Here is a 26,308-nt window from a genome sequence, read left to right as displayed (position 1 = left end):
AGAGAGGAAAGAAGTAGGTCGCGGGCCGTCCCCGCCCGCGGGGGGCCTCGCCCCCCCCCCGCGATGGCGTTACTGCGAGTAAGTGCGCAGGAAGTTACCGATCCGGCCGATCGCCTGCTCCAGGTCATCCACCCGTGGCAGGGTGACGACGCGGAAGTGGTCCGGCCACGGCCAGTTGAACGCCGTGCCCTGGACGATCAGCAGCTTCTCCGACAGCAGCAGGTCGAGGGCGAATTTCTCGTCGTTGAAGATCGGGCACACCTTGGGGTCGATACGCGGGAACGCGTACAGCGCGCCCATCGGCTTGACGCAGCTCACGCCGGGGATGTCGTTGAGCAGTTCGTAGGTACGGTTGCGCTGCTCCAGCAGGCGGCCAGGCGGCAGTACCAGGTCGTTGATGCTCTGGTAGCCGCCCAGGGCGGTCTGGATGGCGTGCTGGGCCGGCACGTTGGCGCACAGGCGCATGTTGGCCAGCATGTCGATGCCTTCGATGTAGCTCAGGGCATGTTGCTTGGGGCCCGAGATGATCAGCCAGCCGGAACGGAAACCCGCCACGCGGTACGACTTGGACAGGCCATTGAAGGTCAGGCACAGCAGGTCCGGCGCCAGCGAGGCGGTGCTGATGTGCACGGCTTCGTCGTAGAGGATCTTGTCGTAGATCTCGTCGGAGAACACCACCAGGTTGTGCTGGCGCGCCAGCTCCAGCATGCCCAGCAGCAACTCCTTGGAGTACACCGCGCCGGTGGGGTTGTTCGGGTTGATGATCACCAGGGCCTTGGTGTTCGGGGTGATCTTGGCCTTGATGTCTTCGAGGTCAGGGAACCAGTCGGCCTGCTCGTCGCACAGGTAATGCACCGGCTTGCCGCCGGCCAGGCTCACCGCGGCGGTCCACAGCGGGTAGTCGGGGGCCGGGATCAGCACTTCGTCGCCGTTGTTGAGCAGTGCCTGCATCGACATCACGATCAGCTCGGACACGCCGTTGCCCAGGTAGATGTCCTCGATGGTGACGCCTTCGATTTCCTTCTGCTGGCAGTACTGCATCACCGCTTTACGCGCGCTGAACAGGCCTTTGGAATCGCTGTAGCCCTGGGCGGTGGGCAGATTGCGGATCACGTCCTGGAGGATTTCGTCCGGCGCCTCGAAGCCAAACGGCGCCGGGTTGCCGATGTTCAGCTTGAGGATGCGGTGGCCTTCCTCTTCCAGGCGTTTGGCGTGCTTGAGCACTGGGCCGCGAATGTCGTAGCAGACATTGGCGAGCTTATTCGATTTGCTGAACTGCATGATGGGATCCTGGTTGGACAAGGCGCGGCGCGCCGCCGGTCAAAGGTTTGAAAAGGGCGAGGCGCATGCCAGACTGGCTGGCTTGGAAAGCCAACTAATATACGTTCCACCCGCGCCATAAATAAAGACGGTGCGAGGTGAAATTCAGCCTGCCGAGGTCCCTTCATGCAAAAGATCGACAAGACACTGGACGAGTGGCGCGCCATGCTCGACCCCGCCCAGTACCAGGTGTGCCGCCTGAAAGGCACCGAGCGGCCGTTCAGCGGCAAGTACAACAGCGAACGGCGCGACGGCATCTACCATTGCATCTGCTGCGACCTGGCGCTGTTCGACGCGAAGGCCAAGTTCGACTCCGGTTGCGGCTGGCCGAGCTTTTACCAGCCAATCGAAGAGGCCGCGATGATCGAGATCCGCGACACCTCCCACGGCATGATCCGCACCGAAGTCACCTGTGCGCAATGCGACGCCCATCTGGGCCACGTGTTCCCCGACGGCCCGCCACCGACCGGCCTGCGCTATTGCATCAACTCGGTGTGCCTGGACCTCAAACCCCGCGATTGAAGGAGCAAACGCATGGCCGATGCACTGCTGGACATCCCCTGTGTCACCCTCGGTGGCGAGCAGAAAGTGCTGGGCGATTTCGCCGGCAAGGCGCTGCTGGTGGTCAATACCGCCAGCCAGTGCGGTTTCACCCCGCAGTACAAGGGCCTGGAGCGCCTGTGGCAGGACTACCGCGAACAAGGGCTGGTGGTGCTGGGCTTCCCCTGCAACCAGTTCGGCAAGCAGGAACCGGGTGATGCCCGCGAGATAGCGCAGTTCTGCGAGGTCAATTTCGGCGTGAGCTTCCCGCTGTTTCGCAAGGTCGAGGTCAACGGCCCCGGCGCCCACCCGCTGTTCGCCGCGCTCAAGCAGCGTGCTCCGGGCCTCTTGGGTTCGCAGAAGATCAAGTGGAACTTCACCAAGTTCTTGCTCGACCCGGCCACCGGCAAGGTCATCCGCTACGCGCCGACCACCAAGCCCCAGGCCCTGGAGGCCGACATCGAGCGTTTGCTCAAGCGCTGAGTGGCACCCAATGATCGATCAGCGCCAGTAACTCTTCGCGGCGGAACGGTTTGGCCAGGTAGTCGTTCATGCCGGCGGCGCGGCAGCGTTCGCGCTCCTCGGGCATGGCGTTGGCGGTCAGGGCGACGATGGGCAGTTCCGGCCAGCGTCCGCTCTGGCGGATGCGCCGGCTGGCTTCGTAGCCGTCCATCACGGGCATGTTGCAGTCCATCAGCACCAGGTCGAAGGTTTCCTGCTCCAGGAACTCCAGGGCTTCGGCGCCCTGGGCGGCGACCTGCACCTGGCAGCCGAGCTTGGCCAGCATGCCTTTGGCCACCAACTGGTTCACCGGGTTGTCCTCAACCAGCAGGATGCGCGCCCGACGTTCCTGTGCCAGCGACACCTCGTGGGGCAGGGGGGCGTTGGCCTCGCCCAGCAGGGTGCGGCGCAGGGTGTGGTAGAGGGCGTTGCGCGCCAGAGGACGGGCCAGTTGCTGCAGGGGGGCCAGTTGCGCGGCCTGCTCGCTGGGCAGGAAGCTGCCGTAGGCGGTCACCAGCAGGATCGGCGCTTGGATGTTTGGGCGCAGCGCCAGTAACGGGTCCAGGTCATCGGTGATCAGCAGGTCGACGCCCCCGCTGAGTTCGCTGGCCGCGTCGATCCGCACATAGTCCAGCCCCCAGCCCGGCAGCAGCCCCTGCAGCAGCTCGGCCAGGCCGCTGCCGGCATTCGTCAGTGCCACCACGCGCCCGGCCAGCGGCGCTGGCGGGATCGCCTCGGTGTGGGCGGGCAGCGGCAGGTCGGCGCTGAAGCGGCTGCCAAAGCCGGTTTCGGACTGGATGTGCAGGCGGCCCTGCATGGCCTTGCACAGGTTGTGGGTCAGCGTCAGGCCCAGGCCGGTGCCGCCATACTGGCGGGTGATGCCCGCGCCAGCCTGGGTGAAGGGCTGGAAGATGCGCGCCTGGGCCTCCTCGGGGATGCCTATCCCGGTGTCACTGACTTCCAGGCGCACGCCGCCGACGATGCTCGACAGGCGCAGGTCGACGCGCCCGAAGCGAGTGAACTTGAGCGCGTTGGACAGCAGGTTGCTGACGATCTGCCTGACCCGGGTGGGGTCGCCAAGCACGCTGCTGGGGAAGTTCGCGCTGATCAGGCAGGTCAGCTCGACGCTGGCCGCAGCGTTCTGCGACAGCAGGTTGGCGGTGTCTTCAAGCATTGCCCCCAGGTCGAAGGGGATACGTTCGAGCTCCAGCTGGCCGGCGTCGAACTTGGACAGGTCGAGAATGTCGTTGAGCAGTTCCACCAGCACCTTGCCCGAGTCGTGGGCGATTGACAGCTGCTGGCGTTGCTCGCCGGCCAGGGGGCTGTCCAGGGCCAGGGCGATCATGCCAAGCATGCCGTTGAGCGGTGTGCGGATCTCGTGGCTCATGTTGGCCAGGAAGGCAGCGCGCGCCTGGGCCATGCCCAGGGCCCGCTGACGCGCTTCGTCGAGCTCCTGGTTGGACTGGCTCAGGCGGTTGTTGCTGGCCTTGAGCTCGTTGGTGCGGGCCGAGACGATGTCTTCCAGTTCGTTGAGGTATTGCGTCAGGCGGTTCTCGGCGTTGCGCCGCTGCTGGATCTCGGTGGCCATGCTGACGAACTGCTGGTTGGCGACCTTGACCAGCACGCCGATCTCGTCGTTTTCATGGCCCTTGGGGCAGTCCACCCGGGTTTGCCGCGGCGTGCGCGCATCGCCACCGCTCAAGGCGCTGATCACCGTGACCAGCGGTTTGGTCAGCATCAGGTAGAACAGCGCCAGGAGGATGCCGGTGAGCACCAGGCTGCGGGCGAAACCGTTGAGCAGGGTAACCCCGGCGCGGTCGAGGAAGCGCCCGCCGAAGGCAAAGGTATCGACGTCCAGGTACAGGGTGCCCAGGTATTCGCCGGGCATGTGGGCCAGGTACAGGCGGTCCTGGAACTGGCGCTGCTCGCCGAACAGGAAGTCCGACAGCGGTCGGTAGCGGCTTTCCAGTCTGGGGCGCTCGGTGTCGGCCAGCACCGTGTCGTTGTTGTCGATCAGGCGGGCGCGCAGCAGCGCCGGAGATTTGAGCAGGCCGCCGGTGAGTTCCTGGGCCAGTTCGGTGTCGATGTTGTAGGCAATCCGTGAGGCGGTGTCGTGGCTGATCTTCAGCAGCGCCTGAATTTCACGGTTGATGGACGCGTCTTCGCTGGCATAATCGATGCCGATCTGGATGAGACTGAGCAATGTTCCCAGGATGAAGCCGACCAGGACTGTCAACCGGGCTTGCTTGTATGACAGGCGATTGGTGAACTTGATATCCATGGGTCCCAAGCCGGTGATGTGCTCCGTGCGCTGCGCAAGCATAGCCGATCAGCCCTGGCTGCTGGCGGGTCTGTCAAACATTCAGCCTTGCCCCGCGATAGCGGTCCGACGCTCTCATTGCCTGCTTTCAGGAGCCATCATGGACGCCCGCCTTACCGCTTTTCTCGACCGCGCCGAATCTGTTCTTGCGCGCCTCGAACCCTTGTTGCCCGCGCCACGCCCGGACATCGACTGGTCGCAAACCCTCGCCGCCCGCTGGCAGCGCGATGGCCGCAGCGGCTACCTGATGCCGCTTGAGGTCAGCCTCGACATTCGCCTGTCCGACCTGATCGGCGTCGACCAGCAGCGTGACCAACTGGGGCGCAACACCCACCAGTTCATCAACGGCATGCCGGCTAACCACGCCTTGCTGTGGGGCTCGCGCGGCACCGGCAAGTCGTCGCTGGTGCGTGCGCTGCTGGCCGAACACGCCGGCAATGGCCTGCGCCTGATCGAAATCGAGCGCGACCACCTGGCCGACCTGCCGCGTGTGGTGGAGCAACTGCAAAAGCTCGAACAGCGCTTCATCCTGTTCTGCGACGACCTCTCGTTCGAAGCGGGGGAGGGCGACTACCGGGTGCTCAAGAGCGTGCTCGACGGCTCGCTGGAGCAGGCCCCGGACAACGTGCTGCTGTACGCCACCTCCAACCGCCGCCATCTGGTGCCGGAAAAACAGAGCGACAACGAAAACTGGAAGATGGTCGACGGCGAACTGCACCCCAACGAAGCGGTGGAAGACAAGATTGCCTTGTCCGACCGTTTCGGCCTGTGGCTGTCGTTCTACCCCTTCAGCCAGGAACACTTCCTCAATGTGGTCGAACACTGGATCGGCAAGCTGGCGCGCCAGGCCGGGCTTGCCTGGCAGCGCACCGAAGCACTCGATATTCTCGCCGTGCGCTGGGCCACCGGCCGCGGCAACCGTAATGGCCGTTGTGCCTATCAGTTCGCCCGCTACTGGGTCGGGCTGCAATTGCTGGAGCAGAAATAAATGATCGACCTCAACGCCAGTGGCCAAGGCCTCGACGGCTACGCCCTGCTGGCCGCGCAAGTGCAGGCGCTGTTCGCCGACGAGCGTGACTTCATCGCCAATGCCGCGCAGTTTTCGGCCTTCCTGTACAACCAGGTGGACGACCTGAACTGGGCGGGGTTCTACCTCAACCGTAACGAAGAGTTGGTGCTCGGGCCGTTCCAGGGCCAGGTGGCGTGTGTGCGCATTCCGTTCGGCAAGGGCGTATGTGGTGCTGCGGCAGCCACCCGTCAGACCCAGCGGGTCGAGGATGTGCATGCCTTCCCCGGGCATATCGCCTGTGACAGCGCGTCGAACAGCGAGCTGGTGATCCCGTTGCTCAAGGACGGGCGGTTGATCGGGGTGCTTGACCTGGACAGCCCGAAGGTCGGGCGTTTCAGTGAGGCCGACCAGGCCGGGCTGGAGCGCTTGGCGGCGATTTTTCTAGAATTGACTGATTGCTGAAATGAAGAAAGGGGCCTGCGAAGGCCCCTTTCCATTTGTGCTGTTGCCATCGCGAGGCAAGCTCGCTCCCACGGCTGGATCAGTCGTAGATGACCCGCTTCTTCCAGGTCTCGTCCTCGTCGGTCTTGAGGCCTTCGGTCAGTGCGTTCTGGTCGTCCGCTGCCGGCTCCATCTGGTCCAGTACCTGGGCGTTCGCCCGGTTCAGCAGCTTCTCCATATAGGTGAGCTGTTCTTCGTACTGTTTAGGCTCGGGCTGCTTGCGCAGGTACTGCACGCCACGCTCGAAGGCCAACCGCGCCTGGCCCGGCTGGTTCTGCTGCAGCGCCTGCTGGCCCAGGTTGTTGAAGAACTCGATGTGCAGCAACACCAGGATGTGGCGGATCTCCTTGACCCAGTACTTGCCCTCGTTGGTGGCCAGGAAGCCTTCCTGGGTGGCGCGCACGATCTGATTGTGCAGCAGCTCCAGCAAGAAGCGCACGTCCTTGGCCTTGACCTCGGTGTGGATAGGCGAGGGCGGGTTGCTCACCGGGATCTTGTCGCCCTGGGCAATCAGGCCCTCAAGTTCAGCGATGCGTGCCTTGAGCTCGGCGCTGTGCTTGTCCAGGGCCAGCTGGCGCTGGTTGAGGTTGAGTTCCAGGCGGGTCAGAAGCAGCTTGAGCGCCGGAGTCATGAACTGGCCGGGGAAGGTTTCGGTGATTTCACCGCAGCGGCGCAGGCGGTCGGCCAGTTCTACCTTGAGCCGGACGCGTTCGAGCTTGTTGTTCTCGACCACGTTGTTGAGGTAGCCGATCACGATCAGCAATGCGATACCCGCAACGATAAGCAGGGTGATCAGAAGTGGTGTCACCGTAAACGCCTCATGAAGAAGTTTTGCATCTGTACGAGAGTGTAGTGAGTTCGCCGAAAAGCGAACAGTGCAGCCTGGCGGACAGCTTTGGGGCGTGCCGTTCGCTGTCGGCTTCATGTATTGGTATATGTCGGCCGCAGTCCGGATTTCTCCAGATGCTGGCGCATTGCCATGAGCTTGCCGGGCTGCCGTCAGAAAATCAACGCCAATCCCTGGACGCACCTGTCAGCACCTTATAGGAAAGCGGGAAGTCATTGATTTAAATAAATTTCTACAAAGGGGTTGACGGCTTTCCATGGCATCCATAGAATGCGCGCCACTTGCAGCGTAAAGCACACAGCGGAACGCGGCAGGGAGTGAAGATGTAGCTGTGTCCCCTTCGTCTAGTGGCCTAGGACACCGCCCTTTCACGGCGGTAACAGGGGTTCGAGTCCCCTAGGGGACGCCAATGCGGGAATAGCTCAGTTGGTAGAGCACGACCTTGCCAAGGTCGGGGTCGCGAGTTCGAGTCTCGTTTCCCGCTCCAGTTTCTCCGGCCCTGTTTAGGCAGGGCAGGAAAAGAAAATCCAGGCTGAATCGCGAGGTTCATGTTCTGGTGCGCTGAAAAGCGTCGGCTTAGTCCCCTTCGTCTAGTGGCCTAGGACACCGCCCTTTCACGGCGGTAACAGGGGTTCGAGTCCCCTAGGGGACGCCATATTGCGGGAATAGCTCAGTTGGTAGAGCACGACCTTGCCAAGGTCGGGGTCGCGAGTTCGAGTCTCGTTTCCCGCTCCAGTTTCAACGGCGTCGTCTTGTACGGTGCAGGTGGTGAAGGTCTTCATGGCGCTTCACGCCAAATGCGGTAAAGCTTCACTTTGCGGGAATAGCTCAGTTGGTAGAGCACGACCTTGCCAAGGTCGGGGTCGCGAGTTCGAGTCTCGTTTCCCGCTCCAAACATGAAAAACGCCACTCTTCGGAGTGGCGTTTTTTTTTGCCTGTATCAGGCCGCGCGATCCACCAGCACAGCCTCGATGCTCGAGATCATCAGCCAGCAAGCCTTGTTGTCGAACAAGACTTCCATCGACTCGGCGCGCGAGCCTGACAAGTCATTGTTGAAGCGGTTCGATCTGATGGCTTTGCAAGGACGGGTGTTCGAAGTTTCGACAGAAAAAATGCAGCCGTTTCAGGAAAGCACGCCCCACGCGGTAGGGTGGGGCGTTTTGCGAATCAGTGCGTGTTGCCCTGGCCGCTGTGGGTCAACAGTTGTTTTTCCTGGTGCCAGTCGAACGGTTCGTCGTTCTGTTCGGCTTCGTAGCGGCGTTCCTCCAGTTGCTGGTACAGCGCCAGCTCGTCGTCCGGCATGAAGTGCAGGCAGTCGCCGCCGAAGAACCACAGCAGGTCGCGGGGCACCAGGTGGGCGATCTGCGGATAGCGCTGGATCACCTGGCACAGCAGGTCCTGGCCCAGGTACTGGCTTTCGAGCGGGTCTTGCGGGAGCAGGGTCAGCAGTTCGTCGTAGCGTTCGAGGAACAGGGCGTGGCTCTCCTCGGGCACCTGCTCGGCCTCGCCCAGCGCGGCCAGGATGGTGCGCAGGTGATGCAGCAGTTGCAGGTGGTAGTCCAGCTGGGGGTTGGCCATGGGGTGGTCCTCGGTGGTTCTAAACAGGGGCGCAGTATACGCCAATCGCGGGGCAAGCCCGCTCCCACGCTACACACCGTGGGAGCGGCTGTGCGCCGCGATGATCCTCAGCGCACCTTGCCGGGTACCGGCAACAGTTGCTCCTTGTCGAACGCATCCACATCGATCACCACCCGCCTGGCCTGCTCGGCGGCCTGCAGGCGTTGCCCGTCGGCCGCCTGCAACACACCGGCCTGCACCGCCGCATCGATCGCCGACTGGCCCGGTTGCAGTTGCACCGTGCCTGCTTTGAGTGCTTTGTGCAGTACCGCCTGCAAGGGTGCCACCTCATCCAGCAGATCGCAGGCCCGTTGCAGCGCCGCCACCGGGTCACCCTCGGCCTGTGGTCGGAAGCAGCCGGCCAGCACGTGTTCCAGTGCTTCATCGCCTTTGCTGCGGCCGATCAGTGCGGCCACTTCGGCATCCAGTTCGTCACTGGGCCCGGTGTGGCGGCGGCCAAACGGGAACACCAGCAGGCGCAGGGCGCAGCCGATGAAAGGGTTGGGGAAGTTGTCCAGCAGCGCATCCAGGGCCTGCTCGGCCTTGCCCAGGCTTTCCTCCAGCGCCCAGCGCAGCAGAGGGCGCAGGTGCTCGGGCGAGCCCAGGTCGTGGTAGCGCTTGAGCGCGGCGCTGGCCAGGTACAGGTAACTGAGCACATCGCCCAGCCGCGCGCTGAGCCGTTCGCGGCGTTTGAGCGCGCCGCCGAGCAGCATCATCGACAGGTCGGCCAGCAGGGCGAAGGCTGCGGCCTGGCGGTTGAGGGCACGGAAATAGCCCTGGCTCAGGGCATCGCCCGGCACCTTCTCGAAATGCCCCAGGCCAAGGCCCAGCACCAGGGTGCTGGCAGCATTACCGGCGGCGAACAGGATGTGCTGCATTAGCAGGTCGTCGAACTCTTTCAGCGCGTGGTCCTGGTCTTCGCGCCCGACCAGGGCCATTTCCCTGAGCACGAACGGGTGGCAGCGGATCGCGCCCTGGCCGAAGATCATCAGGTTGCGCGAGAGGATATTGGCGCCCTCGACGGTGATGAAGATCGGCGCGCCCTGCCAGTTGCGCCCCAGGTAGTTGTTCGGGCCCATGATGATGCCCTTGCCGCCGTGCACGTCCATGGCGTGCTGGATACATTCGCGACCGCGCTCGGTCAGGTGGTACTTGAGGATCGCCGACAGCACCGAGGGCTTTTCGCCGAGATCCACCGCCTTGGCGGTGAGCAGGCGGGCGCTGTCCATCAGCCAGGCATTGCCGCCGATGCGCGCCAGGCACTCCTGGATGCCCTCGAAGGCGTTCAGCGGTACGTTGAACTGCTCGCGAACACGCGCGTACTGGCCAGTGACCAGGCTGGTGTACTTGGCCGCGCCGGTGCCGACTGCGGGCAGCGAGATGGAGCGGCCCACCGACAGGCAGTTCATCAGCATCATCCAACCCTTGCCGAGCATCTGCTGCCCACCGATGAGCTGCTCCAACGGCACGAATACATCCTTGCCACTGTTGGGGCCGTTCATGAAGGCGGCGCCCATCGGCAGGTGGCGCTTGCCGATTTCCACCCCTGGGGTGTCGGTGGGGATCAGGGCCAGGCTGATGCCCAGTTCTTCCTGATCACCGAGCAGGTGGTCCGGGTCGTAGGCCTTGAACGCCAAGCCCAGCAAGGTGGCTACCGGGCCCAGGGTGATGTAGCGCTTTTCCCAGTTCAGGCGCAGGCCAATGACTTCTTCGCCCTGCCATTGGCCTTTGCAGACGATGCCGGTGTCGGGCATGGCGCCGGCGTCGGAGCCGGCCAGCGGGCCGGTGAGGGCGAAGCAGGGGATCTCGTCGCCACGGGCCAGGCGCGGCAGGTAGTGGTTGCGTTGTTCATCGGTGCCGTAGTGCAGCAGCAGTTCGGCCGGGCCCAGGGAGTTGGGCACCATCACCGTGGAGGCCAGGTCGCCGCTGCGAGTGGCCAGTTTCATCGCCACCTGCGAGTGGGCATAGGCCGAGAAACCTTTGCCGCCGTACTCTTTCGGGATGATCAGGGCGAAGAAGCCATGCTGCTTGATGTGCGCCCAGGCTTCGGGCGGCAGGTCCAGGTCCTGGCCGATCTGCCAGTCGCTGACCATGGCGCATAGTTCTTCGGTGGGGCCGTCGATGAAGGCCTGTTCTTCATCGCTGAGTTTCGGGGCCGGGTAGTCGAGCAGGGTGTTCCAGTCCGGGCGGCCACTGAACAGGTGGCCGTCCCACCACACGGTGCCGGCGTCGATGGCTTCGCGTTCGGTTTGCGACATGGGCGGCAGGGTGCGCTGGAACCACTTGAACACGGGCGCGGTGAACAGCTTGCGGCGTATTTCGGGCAGGGCGATGAAGGCGACCTTTATGGCGATCACTGCCCAGATCAGCGTCAGCAGCCAGCCGGGGGCATGGCTGAACACGCCCATCAGCAAGGTGTAGGCGGCCATCGCCGCGAGGATCTGCAAAGGGGGCAAGCGACGGTGCGTGAGGTACGCAGCGCCCAATACCAATACCAGCAACCACAACAGCAACATGATCCTTCCTCCTTGAAACCAGGGGGCATTCAGCCGACCCACAGAGCTTAGACGGGCTAGGAGGACTGACACGGCGGGGCGCCAAGAGTTCGCTCAGCCATCGCGGGGCAAGCCCGCTCCCACGCATGTGAATTGCATTCCAATCGTGGGCGCGGGCTTGAACTCGCGATGAGGCCTTTGGATCAACCGGAGCGATTCATCCCCAGCTCCATGTCATCGATCAGCGCCTTGGCCATGGCGCTGAGGATGCGCGCCGAGCTGCCGGCGAGCATGTCGTTTTCCATTTCGGCTTCGCAGGTGAGGTGACGGATGCAGCCAAGCAGTACCGACAACTCGTCGAAGGCGTGCTGGAAGGGGATGCCGGGCTGGATGCGGAACAGCTCCAGGCAGGGGGTGGTGCCTGAGGTGCTGCCATGGTCGGTCGGAGCGGTCATGGCCGTGCTCCCGTTTCGTGGCGGATCAACGGGTAGAGCAGCTGGTTCAGGTAGACGCAGGTGTTCAGCAGGGTCTGGCGTTGTTCTTCGCGGTTGTTGTCGAAGTACAGGTCGAGGACTTCGCGCAGGCAGGCCATCAGACGGGTGGCTTCGGCGCGGGCGGCTTCGGGGGTGAGGTCGGGGGAGACAGTTAGGTAGGGGAAGAAGCGGGGTGGATCGGGGACGATTTTTTTCATGATAAAGAGTCCTATGCGGTCATTGAAAACCACCATCCAGATCCTTTCTCACGAGGTGAGGGTGGCGGCCGTGTACGAGGTGAGAAACCGGGACATAGGACAAACCCGGCCAGACCAAAGTCTGCCCGCACACGGCCACCATTAGGGAACCGCTGGTTGTCATATGTGGTCGGGTTCTCACACCCGGTCACCAAATGTGGCGACCGGGTGAAGTTATCCCTGTGGTGTTTCCCCGACAACGCAGCAACTTCCGGCAGGCGCGTAGGATAGTTCCCAAGCGCTGCTGGCTGAAGCATTTGGTTTCAGGTTCGGAAATGTCTTACGGGTTGGGAGGTATGTCCTTGGTGGTCCTGGCAGGCTACCGCGTGAGGGCGGCCAGGTGCCAGGCGACAGCTTTGCAGCGCCTATGAGATCGAGCGCCGCCCGCGCGGCGCATCGCGGGACAAGCCCCACATTTGTTTCGGGCCAGTCTCTCCTGTGCCATTACCTGGTCCGCCTTGTTGGTACGACGCGGTTTGGGCGTGGTCGCTAATGCTGCTTCACATGACTCAAGACATGCACCAAGGCGGGCACCGGTACTTTCACAGGAGTAATTGGCCCGAAATAAATGTGGGAGCGGGCTTGCCCCGCGATAGGGCCCTCACACCCCCACACAACGCCCAAGCCTGGAGTAGACTGTCCCCCTCCCGCATTCATAAGGACATCGCCATGCTGAAGATCTGGGGCCGCAAGAATTCGAGCAATGTGCGCAAGGCGCTGTGGATCGCCCACGAACTGGGCCTGAACTTTGAATCCATCGACGCTGGCGGCGCCTTCGGCGTGGTCAACGAACCGCACTACCGGGCCCTCAACCCCAACGGCCTGGTACCAATGCTCGAAGACGGCGACCTGGTGCTGTGGGAGTCCAACGCCATCGTCCGCTACTTGTGCGCCGAGTACGGCGAGGAGCAGGGCTGGTACCTCGATGACCCACGCCAGCGAGCCCTGGCGGACAAGTGGATGGACTGGACCACCTCGTCCTTCGCCACCCCGTTCCGCCCGCTGTTCTGGGGCCTGCTGCGCACCCCCGAAGATCAGCGCGACTGGGTGGCGATCAACGCCGCGCACAAGCAGTGCGCCCAGTTGCTGGCCATCGCCGACGAAACCCTGGCCAAACAGCCCTACCTGTCCGGTGAGCAGATCGGCATGGGCGACATCCCCCTGGGCAGCTTCATCTACGCCTGGTTCGAAATGCCCATCGAACGCCCGGCCATGTACCACCTCGAAGCCTGGTACGAGCGCCTGAAACAGCGCCCGGCCTACCAGGCGGCGGTGATGACCGCCCTGACGTGACGCCACTTCGATAGTCATTATCAATAGATGTGACTGTACTTGTGCGGCCGGCCCTTGCACCATGGCCGCACTCACTGCGCCAGTGACTTTGCCTGGCGTGTCCTGAACCATTCTTTATCCGGTACGTGACCCGCTATGAGTTCCGCCCTGTCCATCCGACAGCTGACCAAGACCTACGGCAACGGCTTCCAGGCCCTCAAGGGCATCGACCTGGACGTCGCCGAAGGCGACTTCTTCGCCTTGCTGGGCCCCAACGGCGCCGGCAAGTCCACCACCATCGGCATCCTCTCCACCCTGGTGAACAAGACCAGTGGCACGGTCAACGTGTTCGGCCACGACCTGGACCGCGAGCCGGCTGCGCTCAAGCGCTGCCTGGGCGTGGTGCCCCAGGAGTTCAACTTCAACCAGTTCGAGAAGACCTTCGACATCGTCGTCACGCAAGCGGGCTACTACGGCATCCCGCCGAAGCTGGCCAAGGAGCGTGCCGAGCAGTATCTGACCCAACTGGGGCTGTGGGACAAGCGTGACGTGCAGTCACGCTCGCTGTCCGGGGGCATGAAGCGCCGCCTGATGATTGCCCGGGCGCTGATCCACGAACCGCGCCTGCTGATCCTCGACGAGCCGACCGCGGGGGTGGACATCGAGCTGCGCCGTTCGATGTGGAGCTTCCTCACCGAGCTCAACCAGAAGGGCATCACCATCATCCTCACCACCCACTACCTCGAAGAGGCCGAGCAGCTGTGCCGCAACATCGGCATCATCGACCACGGCACCATCGTCGAGAACACCAGCATGCGCCAGCTGCTGGGCAAGCTGCATGTCGAGACCTTCGTGCTCGACCTCAAGCACGACCTGCCCGCTGCGCCTGAGCTGCAGGGCTACCCGTGCCGGCTGATCACCCCGCACACCCTGGAAGTGCAGGTGGAGAAGGAGATCGGCATCACCGCGCTGTTCGGCCAGCTGGCGCTGAAGAACATCGAGGTGCAGAGCCTGCGCAACAAGACCAACCGACTCGAGGAGTTGTTCGTGTCCCTGGTGGAAAAAAATCTGTCGAAGGTGGCCGTATGAGTGTGGAGCTGCGCACCAACTGGGTGGCCCTGAACACCATCGTCTACCGCGAAGTGCGGCGCTTCTTGCGCATCTGGCCGCAGACCCTGCTGCCGCCGGCGATCACCATGGTGTTGTACTTCGTGATCTTCGGTAACCTGATTGGCCGGCAGATCGGCGACATGGGTGGCTTCACCTACATGGAGTACATCGTGCCGGGGCTGATCATGATGTCGGTGATCACCAACTCGTACGGCAACGTGGTGTCGAGCTTCTTCGGCAGCAAGTTCCAGCGCTCCATCGAAGAGCTGATGGTGTCGCCGGTGTCGCCGCACATCATCCTGGTCGGCTACGTATTGGGCGGTGTGCTGCGTGGCTTGGCGGTGGGGGTGATCGTCACGATCCTGTCGCTGTTCTTCACCCACTTGCAGGTGCATCACCTGGGCGTGACCGTGGTGGTGGTGTTGCTGACCGCGACCATCTTCTCGCTGCTGGGCTTCGTCAACGCGGTGTTCGCGCGCAATTTCGATGATATCTCGATCATCCCGACCTTCGTGTTGACGCCGCTGACCTACCTGGGCGGGGTGTTCTACTCGATCACCCTGCTGCCGCCGTTCTGGCAGACCGTGTCGTTGGCCAACCCGGTGCTGCACATGGTCAACTCGTTCCGCTACGGCATCCTAGGGGTGTCGGACATCAGCATTGGCACCGCGATCACCTTCATGCTGGTGGCTACCGCGCTGCTCTACCTGCTGTGCATCCGCCTGCTGGTCAGCGGCCGCGGCATGCGGGCGTAGGCAGCGGCACTGGCGCCGGCGCCATTGCCGGCCCACCCACCAGCGCCAGTAGAACTGGGTGGTGAAGTAGGCGAGCACGCCAAGCACCACCCCGCACACCACCGAGCCCAGCAGGAAGGGTTGCCAGAGCGTTGCCAGCTGGTCGGTGACCCAGTCGACGGTGATCTCTTCGGGCAGCGTGCGCGGCGGTACCTGCATCAGCCAGGCGCCGGTCATGTAGGTGACGAAGAACACCGGTGGCATGGTCAGCGGGTTGGTCAGCCACACCAGGCTCACCGCGATGGGCAGGTTGCCGCGTACCGGGATCGCCAGGGCGGCGGCCAGCAGCATCTGCATGGGGATGGGGATCAACGCCGCGAACAGCCCGACGCCCATGGCCCGCGCCACCGAGTGACGGTTGAGGTGCCAGAGGTTGGGGTCGTGGAGCAGCTTGCCGAAAAAGCGTAACGACTTGTGCTCCCTGATGCTGGTCGGGTCCGGCATGTAGCGTTTGAACAGACGGCGCGGCATGTGGGCTCCCGGCGGGGTTGAAGGGCGTCAGTATGCCTTGATTGAATCGCAGCCTCGTTCAGAGTTTGTGACAATTGTTTAGCAAGATTTCCCTCTTGATCAGCTAAGCCTCAGGGGCGTTTTTCGCTTCTGGAGCTCTATCTCATGCGCACAGGGATGCTTGCGCTCGTGCTCGGGCTGTTGAGCCTGCGCTTTCTGCCTGCTCTGCCACCGGTCGGGTGGTTGCTTGCACTGCTATTGCTGGGGCTGGCCTGCCTGCGTACGCGGGGCTGGCCGCTTGGCTGTTACCTGTTGGGGCTGTGCTGGGCGTGCTGGTCGGCGCAGCAGGCACTGGATGATCGGCTGGCCGTGGCACTGGACGGGCGCACCTTGTGGCTGGAGGGGCGGGTGGTCGGCCTGCCGGCGCGCACCGAGCACGGTGTGCGCTTCGAGCTGGAGCAGGCCAGTTCGCGTCGGGCCGAGTTGTCGCAGCGGTTACAACTGAGCTGGTTCGATGGCCCGGAGTTGCGCGCCGGGGAGCGCTGGCGGCTGGCGGTCAACTTGCGGCGCCCGCATGGGTTGCTCAACCCCCATGGCCCGGACCGCGAGGCTACCTTGCTGGCGCGCCGGATCGGCGCGACCGGCACGGTCAAGGCGGGTGAGCGGCTGGGCGCTCCCGCCCACGACTGGCGCGACGGCATCCGCCAACGCTTGCTGGCGGTGGATGCCCATGGGCGTGAAGCGGCCCTGGCGGCGCTGGTGCTGGGCGATGGCGCGGGGCTGGCGCGCCAGGACTGGCAGGCGCTGCAAGCCACCGGCACGGTCCATCTGCTGGTGATCTCCGGGCAGCATATCGGGCTGCTGGCCGGGTTGGTCTATGGCGGGGTGGCCGGGCTGGCCCGCTTGGGCGTGTGGCCGCGACGCCTGCCTTGGTTGCCCTGGGCCTGCGGTCTGGCCATGGGGGCGGCGCTGCTGTATGGCTGGCTGGCGGGTTTTGGCGTGCCGGTACAGCGTGCCTGCCTGATGCTGGCGGTGGTGCTGCTGTGGCGCCTGCGCTTTCGCCAGTTGGGCGTGGGGCTGCCCTTGTTGCTGGCGCTGCTGGGGGTGTTGCTGGTCGAGCCGCTGGCCAGCCTGCTGCCGGGCTTCTGGCTATCGTTCGCCGCCGTGGCGGTGCTGGCGCTGTGTTTTTCCGCCCGGCTGGGCGCCTGGCGGCCTTGGCAGGCCTGGACGCGGGCGCAATGGGTGATCGCCGTGGGCCTGCTGCCGGTGCTGCTGGCGCTGGGCCTGCCGATCAGCCTTACGGCGCCGCTGGCCAACCTGCTGGCGGTGCCGTGGCTGAGCCTGGCTGTGCTGCCCTTGGCCTTGCTCGGTACCGCGCTGTTGCCGCTGCCCTGGTTGGGGGAGGGGCTGTTGTGGCTGGCGGGCGCTTCGCTGCACGGCCTGTTTGGCTGGCTTGCCCTGGTGGCAGGGCTTGTGCCGGCGTGGATCGCCGAGCCACTGCCGCTGTGGGCTGGGCTGCTGGTGGGACTTGGTGCGTTGCTGGTGCTGTTGCCTCGGGGCGTGCCCTTGCGTGTGCCGGGTGCGGTCCTGATGCTGGCCCTGTGGGCGCCACGTGAGCAGGTGCCGCATGGCCAGGTCGAAGTCTGGCAGCTGGACGTTGGCCAAGGGCTGGCGGTGTTGCTGCGCACTCGCCAGCACAGCCTGTTGTATGACGCCGGCCCCGCGATGGGGGCAAGCGACCTGGGCGAAAGCGTGGTGCTGCCGACCTTGCGCAAGCTCGGGGTGCGGCAGCTGGACCTGATGCTGATCAGCCATGCCCATGCCGACCATGCCGGGGGCGCCGTAGCCGTTCATCGTGGGCTGCCGGTGAAACGGGTGCTGGCCGGTGAAGCGACGGCGTTGGCGGCAGGCTTGCACGGCCAGCCCTGCAAGAGTGGCGAGCGCTGGCAGTGGGATGGTGTCGACTTTGAACTCTGGCATTGGCCGGCCGGGCCCAACAGCAACGAGCGGTCCTGTGTGCTGCGGGTCGAGGCCAATGGCGAGCGGCTGCTGCTGGCAGGCGACATGGAGGCCGGGGCCGAGCGGGCCTGGCTGGCTGCGACGGAGGATCCGCGTATCGACTGGCTGCAGTCGCCGCACCATGGCAGCCGCACGTCGTCCAGCGAGGCGCTCATCAGGGCCATGGCCCCGCGCGGGGTGTTGATATCGCGTGGGCGGCACAATGGGTTCGGGCATCCTCATCCGCAGGTGATCGAGCGCTATCGGCGGCAGGGTATGAGCATTCATGACACGGCCTTGGAGGGCGCACTGCGGTTGCTGTTAGGGGACCATGGTGGGGTGGAGGGCGCGCGGGGGCGGCGGCGGTTCTGGCGCGATCAGGAATGAATATTTGCTGGATGTTTGGAGTGCATGCCTTGGGTGTTGTGGTGGGGCACAAATCGAGCGCCGCCCGCGCGGCGCATCGCGGGGCAAGCCCGCTCCCACATCTGTTTCGGGCCAATGAGTCCTGTGAAAGTACCGCTGCCCGCCTTGGCGCATGTCTTGAGTCATGTGAAGCAGCGTTAGCGACCACGCCAGAACCGCGCCGTGCCAACAAGGCGGACCAGGTTATGGCACAGAAGAGACTGGCCCGAAACAAATGTGGGAGCGGGCTTGCCCCGCGATGCGCCGCGCGGGCGGCGCTCGATTTGCGCCACCCCGCAACTCCCAAGTCGAACCCTACGATTTCCCTGACCTCCGGCAGATGAGCCCCCCGCGTGCGTATGGTAGAGTGGCGGCCTTTTTCCGAGGGGATGCTTACTGTGTGGGAATTGGTCAAGTCCGGTGGCTGGATGATGGTGCCGATCATCCTGAGTTCCATCGTTGCCATGGCAATCGTCGTCGAGCGCCTGTGGACCCTGCGCGCCAGCCGTGTCACCCCGCCGCACCTGCTGGGCCAGGTGTGGATGTGGATCAAGGACAAGCAACTCACCAGTGACAAGCTCAAGGCCCTGCGCGCCGACTCGCCGCTGGGCGAGATCCTCGCCGCCGGCCTGGCCAACTCGCGCCATGGCCGCGAGATCATGAAAGAGTGCATCGAGGAAGCCGCTTCGCGGGTCATCCACGAGCTGGAACGCTATATCAGCACCCTCGGCACCATTGCCGCCATGGCCCCGTTGCTCGGCCTGCTGGGCACGGTGCTGGGCATGATCGACATCTTCAGCGCCTTCATGGGCTCGCAGATGACCGCCAACGCCGCAGTACTCGCCGGGGGTATTTCCAAGGCGCTGGTGACCACGGCCGCCGGCCTGATGGTCGGTATCCCGGCGGTGTTCTTCCACCGTTTCCTGCTGCGCCGCATCGATGAGCTGGTGGTGGGCATGGAGCAGGAAGCGATCAAACTGGTGGAGGTGTTGCAGGGCGACCGTGAAGTGGAAGTGGCCGGAGGCAAGGCGTGAAGTTCCGGCGCAACCGTCAGCGCGAGAACGTCGACATCAACCTGGCGTCGTTGATCGACGTGGTGTTCGTGCTGCTGCTGTTCTTCGTGGTCACCACCACCTTCACCCGTGAGACGCAACTGCGCGTCGAACTACCCGAGGCCGCCAGTGCCGAGCAGGCGCCGGCCGACCAGGGCAAACTGGTGGAAATCTCCATCAGCGCCGAGGGTGTGTATTCGGTGAACAATCACCTGCTGCCCAAGAGCGACCTGGACACCCTGACCGAGGCGATCGAGAAGGAATCCGGCGGTGACATCACCCTGCCGCTGGCGATCAGCGCCGACGGCAAGACCCCGCACCAGGCTGTGATCACCGCAATGGATGCGGCCGGCAAGCTCGGCTTCAGCAAGTTGCGCATGACCACCGTCGAGGCTGCGCAGGGTAAACCCTGATGGCCTTCGCCGATCGCCTGCTCGCCGCCTGGTACAACGGTCATCCAGCCCTGGCCCTGCTACGCCCGCTGGAGGCGCTGTACCGCCGGGTGGTGATGCGCAAGCGCGCGCGCTTCCTCAGTGGTGAGAGCGCCAGCTACCGGGCTCCGGTGCCAGTGATAGTAGTGGGCAACATTACCGTTGGCGGCACCGGCAAGACCCCGATGATCCTCTGGCTGATCGAGCACTGCCGAAAGCGTGGGCTCAAGGTGGGCGTGGTCAGCCGTGGTTATGGCGCCAAGCCGCCTGAATACCCCTGGCGCGTCGCCGCCGAGCAGAGCGCCGAACAGGCCGGCGACGAGCCGTTGCTGATCGTCCAGCGTACCGGCGTGCCGCTGATGATCGACCCCGACCGTTCCCGCGCCGTGCAGGCGCTGCTGGCCAGCGATGCGCCCGACCTGATCCTCTGCGATGACGGTATGCAGCACTATCGCCTGGCCCGTGACCTGGAGCTGGTGCTGATCGACGCCGCCCGTGGCCTGGGCAACCGCCGCTGCCTGCCCGCCGGGCCGCTGCGCGAGCCGGCCGAGCGCCTGCACGAGGCCGACGCGGTGTTGTTCAATGGCGCCGCGGCCGACCGTGACCAAGGCTTCGCGTTTCGCCTGCAACCCACCGCGCTGATCAACCTGCGCAGCGGCGAGCGCCGTGACCTTGACTTGTTTCCTGCGGGCCAGGCGCTGCATGCCGTGGCCGGCATCGGCAACCCGCAACGTTTCTTCAATACCCTGCAGGGGCTAAACTGGCAGCCGCTGCCGCACCCGTTCGCCGACCATGCGCCGTACAGCCGTGAGCTGCTGTCGTTCAGCCCGCCGCTGCCGCTGGTGATGACCGAGAAGGATGCGGTGAAGTGCCGGCCCTTCGCCGCCGACGACTGGTGGTACCTGGCGGTCGATGCGCTGCCTTCGGCGGCCTTTGCCGCCTGGTTCGACGCACAGCTGGACCGCCTGCTGCCCGGTCGCCCCTGAGCCTTTTTCATTTTCCGGCCACTGGCCTCAAGGAAACCCCATGGACACCAAACTGCTCGATATCCTGGCTTGCCCGATCACCAAGGGCCCGCTCAAGCTCAGCGCCGACAAGACCGAGCTGATCAGCAAGGGCGCGGGCCTGGCCTACCCGATCCGCGACGGCATCCCGGTGATGCTGGAAACCGAAGCGCGCACCCTGACCGATGAAGAGCGCCTGGACAAATGAGCCTGGATTTCACCGTGGTGATCCCCGCCCGGCTGCGCTCCACGCGCCTGCCGGGCAAGCCGCTGCTGGCGATTGCCGGCAAGCCGATGGTCCAGCATGTGTGGGAGCAGGCGCGCAAGAGTGGCGCCAAGCGCGTGGTCATCGCCACCGACGATGCCAGCATCGTCGAGGCCTGCCAGGCGTTCGGCGCCGAGGTGCTGCTGACCCGCGCCGACCATGAGTCGGGCACCGATCGCCTGGCCGAAGTTGCCGCCCAGCTCGGGCTGGCGGCCGATGCCATCGTGGTCAACGTGCAAGGTGACGAGCCGCTGATCCCGCCGGTGATCATCGACCAGGTGGCGGCCAACCTCGCCGCGCACCCCGAAGCTGGCATCGCGACGCTGGCCGAGCCGATCCACGAGCCGGAAACCCTGTTCAACCCCAACGCGGTCAAGGTTGCCAGCGACAAGAACGGCCTGGCGCTGACCTTCAGCCGTGCACCTTTGCCCTGGGCCCGCGATGCCTTTGCCAAGGCGCGTGACGTGCTGCCCGAGGGTGTGCCGTACCGTCGCCATATCGGCATGTATGCCTACCGCGTCGGTTTCCTCCAGGACTTCGTCGGCTGGGGCCCATGCTGGCTCGAGCAGACCGAGGCGTTGGAGCAGCTGCGCGCGCTGTGGCATGGCGTGCGTATTCACGTGGCCGATGCCATCGAAGCCCCGGCCGTGGGCGTCGACACCCCTGAAGACCTGGAGCGCGTGCGGCGCTTGCTGGAGGCCTGATGCGCGTTCTGTTCGTCTGCCTCGGCAATATCTGCCGTTCGCCCACTGCCGAAGGCGTATTGCGCCACCAGCTGGAGGCCGCAGGCCTGGCTGACCAGGTGCAGGTGGCGTCTGCCGGCACCGGTGACTGGCATGTGGGCAAGGCCCCCGACAGCCGTACCTGCAAGGCCGCGCTGGCGCGTGGCTACGACCTGTCGCGCCAGCGCGCTCAGCAGGTCAAGGCGGCGCATTTCGCTGAATACGACCTGATCCTGGCCATGGACAACAGCAACCTGGCCAACCTCAAGGCGCTGCGCCCGCACAACGCCAAGGGCGAGCTGGACCTGTTCCTGCGCCGCTACGGCGCGGCGCTGGATGAAGTGCCCGACCCCTATTACGGCGGTGCCGAAGGTTTCGAGCAGGTCCTGGACCTGATCGAGGCGGCCTGCCGCGAGCTGGTAGTGGAAATCAAGGGGCGGTTATGACGGTGGCGTGGCAGCAACAGGTATCGCTCAAGCCCTACAACACCTTCGGCATCGATGTGCGTGCGCGTTACTTCACCCAGGCCCATGACGATGACGAAGCCCGTCAGGCCCTGGCCGAGGCCGCCGAGCGGCAGGTGCCGGTGCTGGTGATCGGCGGTGGCAGCAACCTGCTGCTGACCCGCGACATCGACGCCTTGGTGCTGCACATGGCCAGCCGTGGCCGGCGCCTGCTCAGCGATGACGGCGAGCGGGTGGTGGTGGAGGCCGAGGCCGGTGAGCCCTGGCATCCCTTCGTGCAGTGGACCCTGGCTCAAGGCCTGAGCGGGCTGGAGAATCTCAGCCTGATCCCTGGCACCGTGGGGGCCGCGCCGATGCAGAACGTCGGTGCCTATGGGGTCGAGATCAAGGACGTGTTCGCCGGCCTGACCGCGCTCGACCGAGAGACCGGCGAGCTGCGCGATTTCACGCTGCAGGAGTGCGCGTTCGGCTACCGGGACAGCCTGTTCAAGCGCAACCCCGGGCGTTGGTTGATCCTGCGCGTACGTTTTGCCCTGGACCGGACGTTGCGGGCGCACCTGGATTACGGCCCGGTGCGTCAGCGTTTGACCGAGCAGGGCGTCGGGCAGCCGACTGCCCAGGCCATCAGTGATGCGATCTGCAGCATTCGCCAGGAGAAGCTGCCGGACCCGGCCGAGCTGGGCAATGCCGGGAGCTTCTTCAAGAACCCGGTGGTGACGGTGGAGCTGGCAGACAAGATTCGTAGCGCTTACCCGACCGTGGTGGCTTATCCGCAGGCCGGTGGCCAGGTGAAACTGGCGGCGGGTTGGTTGATCGAGCAGGCGGGGTGGAAGGGCCACCGTGATGGCGACGCCGGCGTACACCGCTTGCAGTCGTTGGTATTGGTGAACTATGGCCAGGCGAGCGGGGCGCAGATGTATGCGCTGGCGCAGAGGATCCAGGCGGATATCCTTGAACGGTTCGGCGTGGAGTTGGAGATGGAGCCGAACCTGTACTGACGCAATCGCGGGGCAAGCCCGCTCCCACGGGCGGCGGTGCGCCGCTGCGACTTGCCCCGCGATCACCGGCGAAGCCGGTGCCAAGTTTTCCCGGCAATGAAAAAGCCCCGCCAGTTCGCACTGGCGGGGCTTTTTCATTCAGCGACCGGAATCAACCGTGATGAGGCTTGTGCTCGTCTTCGGTGGTTTCCAGGGCTGGAGCGGCCTGGGCGGCAGCCAGGGCAGCAGCGGCTGCTTCGGCTTCGCGCTTGCGGCGGCGTACTTCACGCGGGTCGTTCGGCGCGCGGCCGTTCGCCAGCATGACAGGGGCCGGCTCGACAACAGCTTCGACTTCGGCAGGTGCCTGCTCGGCAACCACTGGAGCCGGTTCGGCAGCTGGTGCTTCGACCACTTCAGCTTGTGCTTCAACAGCCTGGGCCTCGACGGCCGGAGCCGCTTCGAAGGCAACCGGAGCCTGAACTTCAGCCGCTTCGGCGACCGGCGCTGGTTCGATCTCGGCGGCTGCCACTGCTGGAGCCTCCACGACCGGTTCAGCTTCGATCACGACAGCCACCTGCTCGGCAACCGCTTCTTCGATCACTGGCTGTGGTGCCAACTCAACAGCAGGCTCGAAGCTCGGCTCGGCGGCAACTACGGGCTCGCTGACCGGCTGCTCGACCACTGGAGCGATCGCGATGGCCTCGGCTTGCTCGGCAACCTGGACCACTTCGCTGTTTTCAGCCTGGGCTTCGGCGACAACGGCGCTGGCGCGTTCGGCCTGCTCGTTGGCCTGGGCTTCGGCGTCGGCGCTGATGTTGCTGGTGGCGACGGCGGCGGTGACAGCGATGCCGGCGGCCAGTTCGGCACCCAGGGCGGTGGCCTGGTGCTGTTGTGGCTGCTGCTCTTCGCCGGCTTCGTCGTCGCCGCCTTCGATCAGCTCGCCATCGGCATTGCGCTGACGTTCACGGCGGTTGCTGCGACGGCGCTGGCCGCGGGAGCGACGGCGCGGACGCTCGCCATCGGCGCCTTCCTGCTCGTCCTGCAGCAGCTCTTCGTTCGGCAGTTGCTCCTCGTTCAGCTCGGCAGCCTGTTCGGCAACCTGCTCGTCAGGGCGCGGCTGGCGCTCTTCACGCGGCGGACGTGGTTGGCGCTCTTCGCGTGGTGCACGTTCTTCACGTGGTGCGCGTTCTTCACGCGGTGCACGCTCTTCACGTGGTGCGCGTTCTTCACGCGGAGCACGCTCTTCACGTGGTGCACGTTCTTCGCGTGGAGCGCGCTCTTCACGGGCTACGCGTTCTTCACGCGGTGCACGCTCTTCACGCGGCTGGCGCTCATCGCGGGCAGCCGGTGCGGCGTCCAGCGGGTCGCGCAGTTCGCGTACACGTTCTTCACGGTTGCCACGGCGGTCATCACGCGGCTGGCGTGGTGCGCGTTCTTCACGCGGCGCACGCTCTTCACGTGGGGCGCGCTCCTCGCGAGGGGCACGCTCTTCGCGTGGCTGGCGCTCTTCACGCGGGGCACGCTCGGCGCGTTCCTCACGCGGCTTGCGCTCCTCGTCGCGACGGCCATTGCGGTTGCGGCTCTGCTGGCGACCGTTGCGGCGCTCCTCGTTGCGCGGCGTGCGCTCGGCGGCCGGCTTCTCGGTGGTGGCGACCGGGGCGGCGACAGGCTCTTCCTTGCCGGCAAACAGGCTGACCAGCGACTTCACCAGGCCTTTGAACAGGCTTGGCTCTGGCACGCTAGGGGCGGCTGCGGCTACCGGTGCTGCGGCAGGCTGTGCTTCTTCTGTGCTCGGTACGGGAGCGTTGGCGCGGGCCGGAGCAGTCTTGACCGCGGCTTCCTGGCGAACCAGGGTGCGGGTGGCGGTCGGCTGCGGCGCTTCTTCGGTTTCGGTGGCTGCGATCTCGTAGCTGGACTGGTTGTTCAGCACTTCCGGGTTGTCGTCGCGCAGGCGCTGGACTTCGAAGTGCGGCGTTTCCAGGTGATCGTTCGGCAGGATGATGATGCGCGCGCGAGTGCGCAGTTCGATCTTGGTGATCGAGTTGCGTTTCTCGTTGAGCAGGAAGGCAGCGACCGGGATCGGGACCTGGGCACGTACCTCGGCGGTACGGTCTTTCAGCGCTTCTTCTTCGATCAGGCGCAGGATGGCCAGCGACAGCGACTCGACGTCACGGATGATGCCGGTGCCGGAGCAGCGTGGGCAGACGATGCCGCTGCTTTCACCCAGCGATGGGCGCAGACGCTGACGGGACATTTCCAGCAGGCCGAAACGCGAGATGCGGCCAACCTGCACGCGGGCGCGGTCGGCCTCCAGGCATTCACGCACGCGCTCTTCGACGGCGCGCTGGTTCTTGGCCGGGGTCATGTCGATGAAGTCGATGACGATCAGGCCGCCGATGTCACGCAGGCGCAGCTGGCGGGCGATTTCTTCGGCCGCTTCCAGGTTGGTCTGCAGGGCGGTTTCTTCGATGTCGCTGCCTTTGGTGGCGCGCGCCGAGTTGATGTCGATGGACACCAGGGCTTCGGTCGGGTCGATGACGATCGAGCCGCCGGACGGCAGGTCGACAACGCGCTGGAAGGCGGTTTCGATCTGGCTTTCGATCTGGAAGCGGTTGAACAGCGGGACGCTGTCTTCGTACAGCTTGACCTTGCTGGCGTACTGCGGCATCACCTGGCGGATAAAGGTCAGGGCTTCTTCCTGGGCGTCGATGCTGTCGATCAGCACTTCGCCGATGTCCTGGCGCAGGTAGTCGCGGATCGCGCGGATGATGACGTTGCTTTCCTGGTAGATCAGGAACGGCGCGGTGCGGTCCAGCGAGGCTTCCTTGATGGCGGTCCACAGCTGCAGCAGGTAGTCGAGGTCCCACTGCATTTCTTCGCTGCTGCGGCCAAGGCCGGCGGTGCGCACGATCAGGCCCATGTCGCCTGGAACGGTCAGGCCGTTGAGGGCTTCACGCAGTTCGTTGCGCTCTTCGCCTTCGATGCGGCGGGAGATGCCGCCGGCACGCGGGTTGTTTGGCATCAGCACCAGGTAACGGCCAGCCAGGCTGATGAAGGTGGTCAGGGCGGCGCCTTTGTTGCCGCGCTCTTCCTTCTCGACCTGGACGATGACTTCCTGGCCTTCGCTCAGTACTTCCTTGATGTTGACCCGGCCTTCGGGGGTCTTCTTGAAGTATTCGCGGGAAATTTCCTTGAGTGGCAGGAAGCCGTGACGTTCGGAACCGAAGTCTACGAAGGCGGCTTCGAGGCTTGGCTCGATGCGGGTGATCTTGCCTTTGTAGATGTTGGCCTTTTTCTGCTCGCGCGCGCCGGACTCGATGTCCAGGTCGTAGAGGCGTTGGCCGTCTACCAGGGCTACACGCAACTCTTCGGGTTGAGTTGCGTTAATCAGCATTCTTTTCATGTTGTACCGTCGGTTTCCGGGCTGCCGGAAACGGCGTTCGGCACACACGACGTATCGGGGTCGGTGCCAAGGTGCGCAAAG

General features: G+C 64.7%; 24 protein-coding genes and 5 tRNA genes. 20 read left to right on the top strand and 9 right to left on the bottom strand.

Features of this window, described 5'->3' with window-relative positions:
- Window positions 1-69 precede the first annotated feature (69 nt).
- On the bottom strand, window positions 70-1,281 hold the full coding sequence (locus ACO6VM_RS17365; protein ID WP_347149161.1) for a pyridoxal phosphate-dependent aminotransferase: 1,212 nt from the start codon (window positions 1,279-1,281) through the stop codon (window positions 70-72).
- 165 nt (window positions 1,282-1,446) lie between these two features.
- On the opposite strand from ACO6VM_RS17365, the gene msrB reads away from it, so the two are divergent.
- Window positions 1,447-1,842, top strand: coding sequence for a peptide-methionine (R)-S-oxide reductase MsrB (gene msrB / locus ACO6VM_RS17360; protein WP_110996440.1), 396 nt, complete (start codon window positions 1,447-1,449; stop codon window positions 1,840-1,842).
- 12 nt (window positions 1,843-1,854) lie between these two features.
- Window positions 1,855-2,343, top strand: a complete 489-nt coding sequence (locus ACO6VM_RS17355; protein WP_125463199.1) for a glutathione peroxidase — start codon at window positions 1,855-1,857, stop codon at window positions 2,341-2,343.
- Here the strand turns inward: ACO6VM_RS17355 and ACO6VM_RS17350 are convergent.
- Window positions 2,333-4,684, bottom strand: a complete 2,352-nt coding sequence (locus ACO6VM_RS17350) for a hybrid sensor histidine kinase/response regulator (protein WP_401057829.1) — start codon at window positions 4,682-4,684, stop codon at window positions 2,333-2,335. The two genes, ACO6VM_RS17355 and ACO6VM_RS17350, sit on opposite strands and share 11 nt — an antisense overlap.
- A gap of 97 nt (window positions 4,685-4,781) precedes the next feature.
- Here ACO6VM_RS17350 and ACO6VM_RS17345 point away from each other — a divergent pair, with 97 nt between their 5' ends.
- Window positions 4,782-5,669: an ATP-binding protein gene (locus tag ACO6VM_RS17345; RefSeq protein WP_401057831.1), complete on the top strand. Its 888-nt coding sequence runs from the start codon at window positions 4,782-4,784 to the stop codon at window positions 5,667-5,669.
- Window positions 5,670-6,152, top strand: coding sequence for a GAF domain-containing protein (locus ACO6VM_RS17340; RefSeq protein ID WP_347149164.1), 483 nt, complete (start codon window positions 5,670-5,672; stop codon window positions 6,150-6,152).
- A gap of 79 nt (window positions 6,153-6,231) precedes the next feature.
- Here the strand turns inward: ACO6VM_RS17340 and ACO6VM_RS17335 are convergent, their stop codons facing one another.
- Entirely contained in the window at window positions 6,232-6,999 is a 768-nt protein-coding gene (locus ACO6VM_RS17335; RefSeq protein WP_125463203.1) for a hypothetical protein, read from the bottom strand.
- Window positions 7,000-7,371: 372 nt separating this feature from the next.
- Here ACO6VM_RS17335 and ACO6VM_RS17330 point away from each other — a divergent pair.
- The 5 genes from ACO6VM_RS17330 (at window position 7,372) to ACO6VM_RS17310 (ending at window position 7,931) form a co-directional block, all read left to right on the top strand.
- Window positions 7,372-7,447, top strand: a tRNA-Glu gene (locus tag ACO6VM_RS17330).
- Window positions 7,448-7,449: 2 nt separating this feature from the next.
- Window positions 7,450-7,525 (top strand) — tRNA-Gly (locus ACO6VM_RS17325).
- A gap of 92 nt (window positions 7,526-7,617) precedes the next feature.
- Window positions 7,618-7,693: transfer RNA gene (locus ACO6VM_RS17320), tRNA-Glu, on the top strand.
- Between the two features lie 4 nt (window positions 7,694-7,697).
- Window positions 7,698-7,773, top strand: a tRNA-Gly gene (locus tag ACO6VM_RS17315).
- An 82-nt stretch (window positions 7,774-7,855) separates the two neighbouring features.
- A tRNA-Gly gene (locus tag ACO6VM_RS17310) sits at window positions 7,856-7,931 on the top strand.
- A 274-nt stretch (window positions 7,932-8,205) separates the two neighbouring features.
- On the opposite strand, the gene ACO6VM_RS17305 is transcribed toward ACO6VM_RS17310, so the two are convergent.
- The 4 genes from ACO6VM_RS17305 to ACO6VM_RS17290 form a co-directional block, all read right to left on the bottom strand.
- Entirely contained in the window at window positions 8,206-8,616 is a 411-nt protein-coding gene (locus ACO6VM_RS17305; protein ID WP_125857878.1) for a PA2817 family protein, read from the bottom strand.
- Between the two features lie 107 nt (window positions 8,617-8,723).
- Window positions 8,724-11,171: an acyl-CoA dehydrogenase gene (locus ACO6VM_RS17300; RefSeq protein ID WP_401057834.1), complete on the bottom strand. Its 2,448-nt coding sequence runs from the start codon at window positions 11,169-11,171 to the stop codon at window positions 8,724-8,726.
- 182 nt (window positions 11,172-11,353) lie between these two features.
- The gene (locus ACO6VM_RS17295; protein ID WP_322359307.1) at window positions 11,354-11,605 is read right to left on the bottom strand and encodes a DUF3077 domain-containing protein; all 252 of its coding nucleotides are present in this window, start codon (window positions 11,603-11,605) and stop codon (window positions 11,354-11,356) included.
- Window positions 11,602-11,841 (bottom strand): hypothetical protein, encoded by a 240-nt coding sequence (locus ACO6VM_RS17290; RefSeq protein ID WP_322359306.1) that lies wholly within the window; start codon window positions 11,839-11,841, stop codon window positions 11,602-11,604. The genes ACO6VM_RS17295 and ACO6VM_RS17290 overlap by 4 nt, the downstream gene beginning before the upstream one ends.
- A gap of 708 nt (window positions 11,842-12,549) precedes the next feature.
- Between ACO6VM_RS17290 and ACO6VM_RS17285 the strand changes: the two genes are divergently transcribed.
- From ACO6VM_RS17285 to ACO6VM_RS17275, 3 genes are all read left to right on the top strand, one after another.
- Window positions 12,550-13,173, top strand: coding sequence for a glutathione S-transferase (locus ACO6VM_RS17285; protein WP_401057836.1), 624 nt, complete (start codon window positions 12,550-12,552; stop codon window positions 13,171-13,173).
- A 135-nt stretch (window positions 13,174-13,308) separates the two neighbouring features.
- Complete coding sequence (locus ACO6VM_RS17280) at window positions 13,309-14,241, top strand: ABC transporter ATP-binding protein (RefSeq protein ID WP_125463213.1); 933 nt, start codon at window positions 13,309-13,311, stop codon at window positions 14,239-14,241.
- Complete coding sequence (locus tag ACO6VM_RS17275; RefSeq protein ID WP_125463214.1) at window positions 14,238-15,017, top strand: ABC transporter permease; 780 nt, start codon at window positions 14,238-14,240, stop codon at window positions 15,015-15,017. The genes ACO6VM_RS17280 and ACO6VM_RS17275 overlap by 4 nt, the downstream gene beginning before the upstream one ends.
- Here ACO6VM_RS17275 and ACO6VM_RS17270 read toward each other — a convergent pair.
- Window positions 14,901-15,527 carry a DUF2062 domain-containing protein gene (locus ACO6VM_RS17270; RefSeq protein ID WP_157966878.1) on the bottom strand — a complete coding sequence of 209 codons (627 nt, stop codon included), beginning with the start codon at window positions 15,525-15,527 and terminating at the stop codon, window positions 14,901-14,903. The two genes, ACO6VM_RS17275 and ACO6VM_RS17270, sit on opposite strands and share 117 nt — an antisense overlap.
- Before the next feature lie 144 nt (window positions 15,528-15,671).
- On the opposite strand from ACO6VM_RS17270, the gene ACO6VM_RS17265 reads away from it, so the two are divergent.
- The 8 genes from ACO6VM_RS17265 (at window position 15,672) to murB (ending at window position 22,845) form a co-directional block, all read left to right on the top strand.
- Window positions 15,672-17,891, top strand: coding sequence for a DNA internalization-related competence protein ComEC/Rec2 (locus ACO6VM_RS17265; protein WP_401057839.1), 2,220 nt, complete (start codon window positions 15,672-15,674; stop codon window positions 17,889-17,891).
- 416 nt (window positions 17,892-18,307) lie between these two features.
- Window positions 18,308-18,943, top strand: a complete 636-nt coding sequence (locus tag ACO6VM_RS17260; protein ID WP_390967753.1) for a MotA/TolQ/ExbB proton channel family protein — start codon at window positions 18,308-18,310, stop codon at window positions 18,941-18,943.
- Window positions 18,940-19,374: an ExbD/TolR family protein gene (locus ACO6VM_RS17255; RefSeq protein ID WP_125463217.1), complete on the top strand. Its 435-nt coding sequence runs from the start codon at window positions 18,940-18,942 to the stop codon at window positions 19,372-19,374. The genes ACO6VM_RS17260 and ACO6VM_RS17255 overlap by 4 nt, the downstream gene beginning before the upstream one ends.
- The gene (gene lpxK / locus ACO6VM_RS17250) at window positions 19,374-20,378 is read left to right on the top strand and encodes a tetraacyldisaccharide 4'-kinase (RefSeq protein ID WP_401057842.1); all 1,005 of its coding nucleotides are present in this window, start codon (window positions 19,374-19,376) and stop codon (window positions 20,376-20,378) included. The genes ACO6VM_RS17255 and lpxK overlap by 1 nt, the downstream gene beginning before the upstream one ends.
- Window positions 20,379-20,418: 40 nt before the next feature.
- A complete protein-coding gene (locus ACO6VM_RS17245) occupies window positions 20,419-20,604 on the top strand; it encodes a Trm112 family protein (RefSeq protein WP_125463219.1) in 186 nt (61 codons plus the stop codon).
- Window positions 20,601-21,365: a 3-deoxy-manno-octulosonate cytidylyltransferase gene (kdsB, locus tag ACO6VM_RS17240; protein WP_422403568.1), complete on the top strand. Its 765-nt coding sequence runs from the start codon at window positions 20,601-20,603 to the stop codon at window positions 21,363-21,365. The genes ACO6VM_RS17245 and kdsB overlap by 4 nt, the downstream gene beginning before the upstream one ends.
- The gene (locus ACO6VM_RS17235; RefSeq protein ID WP_401057846.1) at window positions 21,365-21,829 is read left to right on the top strand and encodes a low molecular weight protein-tyrosine-phosphatase; all 465 of its coding nucleotides are present in this window, start codon (window positions 21,365-21,367) and stop codon (window positions 21,827-21,829) included. Before kdsB ends, ACO6VM_RS17235 begins: the two co-directional genes overlap by 1 nt.
- Window positions 21,826-22,845, top strand: coding sequence for a UDP-N-acetylmuramate dehydrogenase (gene murB / locus ACO6VM_RS17230; RefSeq protein ID WP_401057848.1), 1,020 nt, complete (start codon window positions 21,826-21,828; stop codon window positions 22,843-22,845). Before ACO6VM_RS17235 ends, murB begins: the two co-directional genes overlap by 4 nt.
- 151 nt (window positions 22,846-22,996) lie before the next feature.
- On the opposite strand, the gene rne is transcribed toward murB, so the two are convergent.
- Window positions 22,997-26,227 (bottom strand): ribonuclease E, encoded by a 3,231-nt coding sequence (gene rne / locus ACO6VM_RS17225; protein WP_422403567.1) that lies wholly within the window; start codon window positions 26,225-26,227, stop codon window positions 22,997-22,999.
- Window positions 26,228-26,308 lie beyond the last annotated feature (81 nt).

The sequence above is a fragment of the Pseudomonas sp. GZD-209 genome (assembly GCF_049310485.1).
GTDB classification, from domain to species: Bacteria; Pseudomonadota; Gammaproteobacteria; order Pseudomonadales; family Pseudomonadaceae; genus Aquipseudomonas; species Aquipseudomonas sichuanensis.
This window is presented reverse-complemented; position numbering and strand designations above follow the sequence as displayed.

Bases quoted from the DNA above. Each gene is read 5' to 3' on its own strand.
- ACO6VM_RS17340 (WP_347149164.1), top strand. From the start codon at position 5,670: ATGATCGACCTCAACGCCAGTGGCCAAGGCCTCGACGGCTACGCCCTG.
- ACO6VM_RS17295 (WP_322359307.1), bottom strand. From the start codon at position 11,605: ATGACCGCTCCGACCGACCATGGCAGCACCTCAGGCACCACCCCCTGC.
- ACO6VM_RS17275 (WP_125463214.1), top strand. From the start codon at position 14,238: ATGAGTGTGGAGCTGCGCACCAACTGGGTGGCCCTGAACACCATCGTC.
- ACO6VM_RS17235 (WP_401057846.1), top strand. From the start codon at position 21,365: ATGCGCGTTCTGTTCGTCTGCCTCGGCAATATCTGCCGTTCGCCCACT.
- ACO6VM_RS17270 (WP_157966878.1), bottom strand. From the start codon at position 15,527: ATGCCGCGCCGTCTGTTCAAACGCTACATGCCGGACCCGACCAGCATC.
- ACO6VM_RS17350 (WP_401057829.1), bottom strand. From the start codon at position 4,684: ATGCTTGCGCAGCGCACGGAGCACATCACCGGCTTGGGACCCATGGAT.
- ACO6VM_RS17280 (WP_125463213.1), top strand. From the start codon at position 13,309: ATGAGTTCCGCCCTGTCCATCCGACAGCTGACCAAGACCTACGGCAAC.
- msrB (WP_110996440.1), top strand. From the start codon at position 1,447: ATGCAAAAGATCGACAAGACACTGGACGAGTGGCGCGCCATGCTCGAC.
- ACO6VM_RS17355 (WP_125463199.1), top strand. From the start codon at position 1,855: ATGGCCGATGCACTGCTGGACATCCCCTGTGTCACCCTCGGTGGCGAG.
- lpxK (WP_401057842.1), top strand. From the start codon at position 19,374: ATGGCCTTCGCCGATCGCCTGCTCGCCGCCTGGTACAACGGTCATCCA.
- ACO6VM_RS17365 (WP_347149161.1), bottom strand. From the start codon at position 1,281: ATGCAGTTCAGCAAATCGAATAAGCTCGCCAATGTCTGCTACGACATT.
- ACO6VM_RS17285 (WP_401057836.1), top strand. From the start codon at position 12,550: ATGCTGAAGATCTGGGGCCGCAAGAATTCGAGCAATGTGCGCAAGGCG.
- ACO6VM_RS17345 (WP_401057831.1), top strand. From the start codon at position 4,782: ATGGACGCCCGCCTTACCGCTTTTCTCGACCGCGCCGAATCTGTTCTT.
- ACO6VM_RS17305 (WP_125857878.1), bottom strand. From the start codon at position 8,616: ATGGCCAACCCCCAGCTGGACTACCACCTGCAACTGCTGCATCACCTG.
- kdsB (WP_422403568.1), top strand. From the start codon at position 20,601: ATGAGCCTGGATTTCACCGTGGTGATCCCCGCCCGGCTGCGCTCCACG.
- ACO6VM_RS17290 (WP_322359306.1), bottom strand. From the start codon at position 11,841: ATGAAAAAAATCGTCCCCGATCCACCCCGCTTCTTCCCCTACCTAACT.
- murB (WP_401057848.1), top strand. From the start codon at position 21,826: ATGACGGTGGCGTGGCAGCAACAGGTATCGCTCAAGCCCTACAACACC.
- ACO6VM_RS17245 (WP_125463219.1), top strand. From the start codon at position 20,419: ATGGACACCAAACTGCTCGATATCCTGGCTTGCCCGATCACCAAGGGC.
- ACO6VM_RS17300 (WP_401057834.1), bottom strand. From the start codon at position 11,171: ATGTTGCTGTTGTGGTTGCTGGTATTGGTATTGGGCGCTGCGTACCTC.
- ACO6VM_RS17265 (WP_401057839.1), top strand. From the start codon at position 15,672: ATGCGCACAGGGATGCTTGCGCTCGTGCTCGGGCTGTTGAGCCTGCGC.
- rne (WP_422403567.1), bottom strand. From the start codon at position 26,227: ATGAAAAGAATGCTGATTAACGCAACTCAACCCGAAGAGTTGCGTGTA.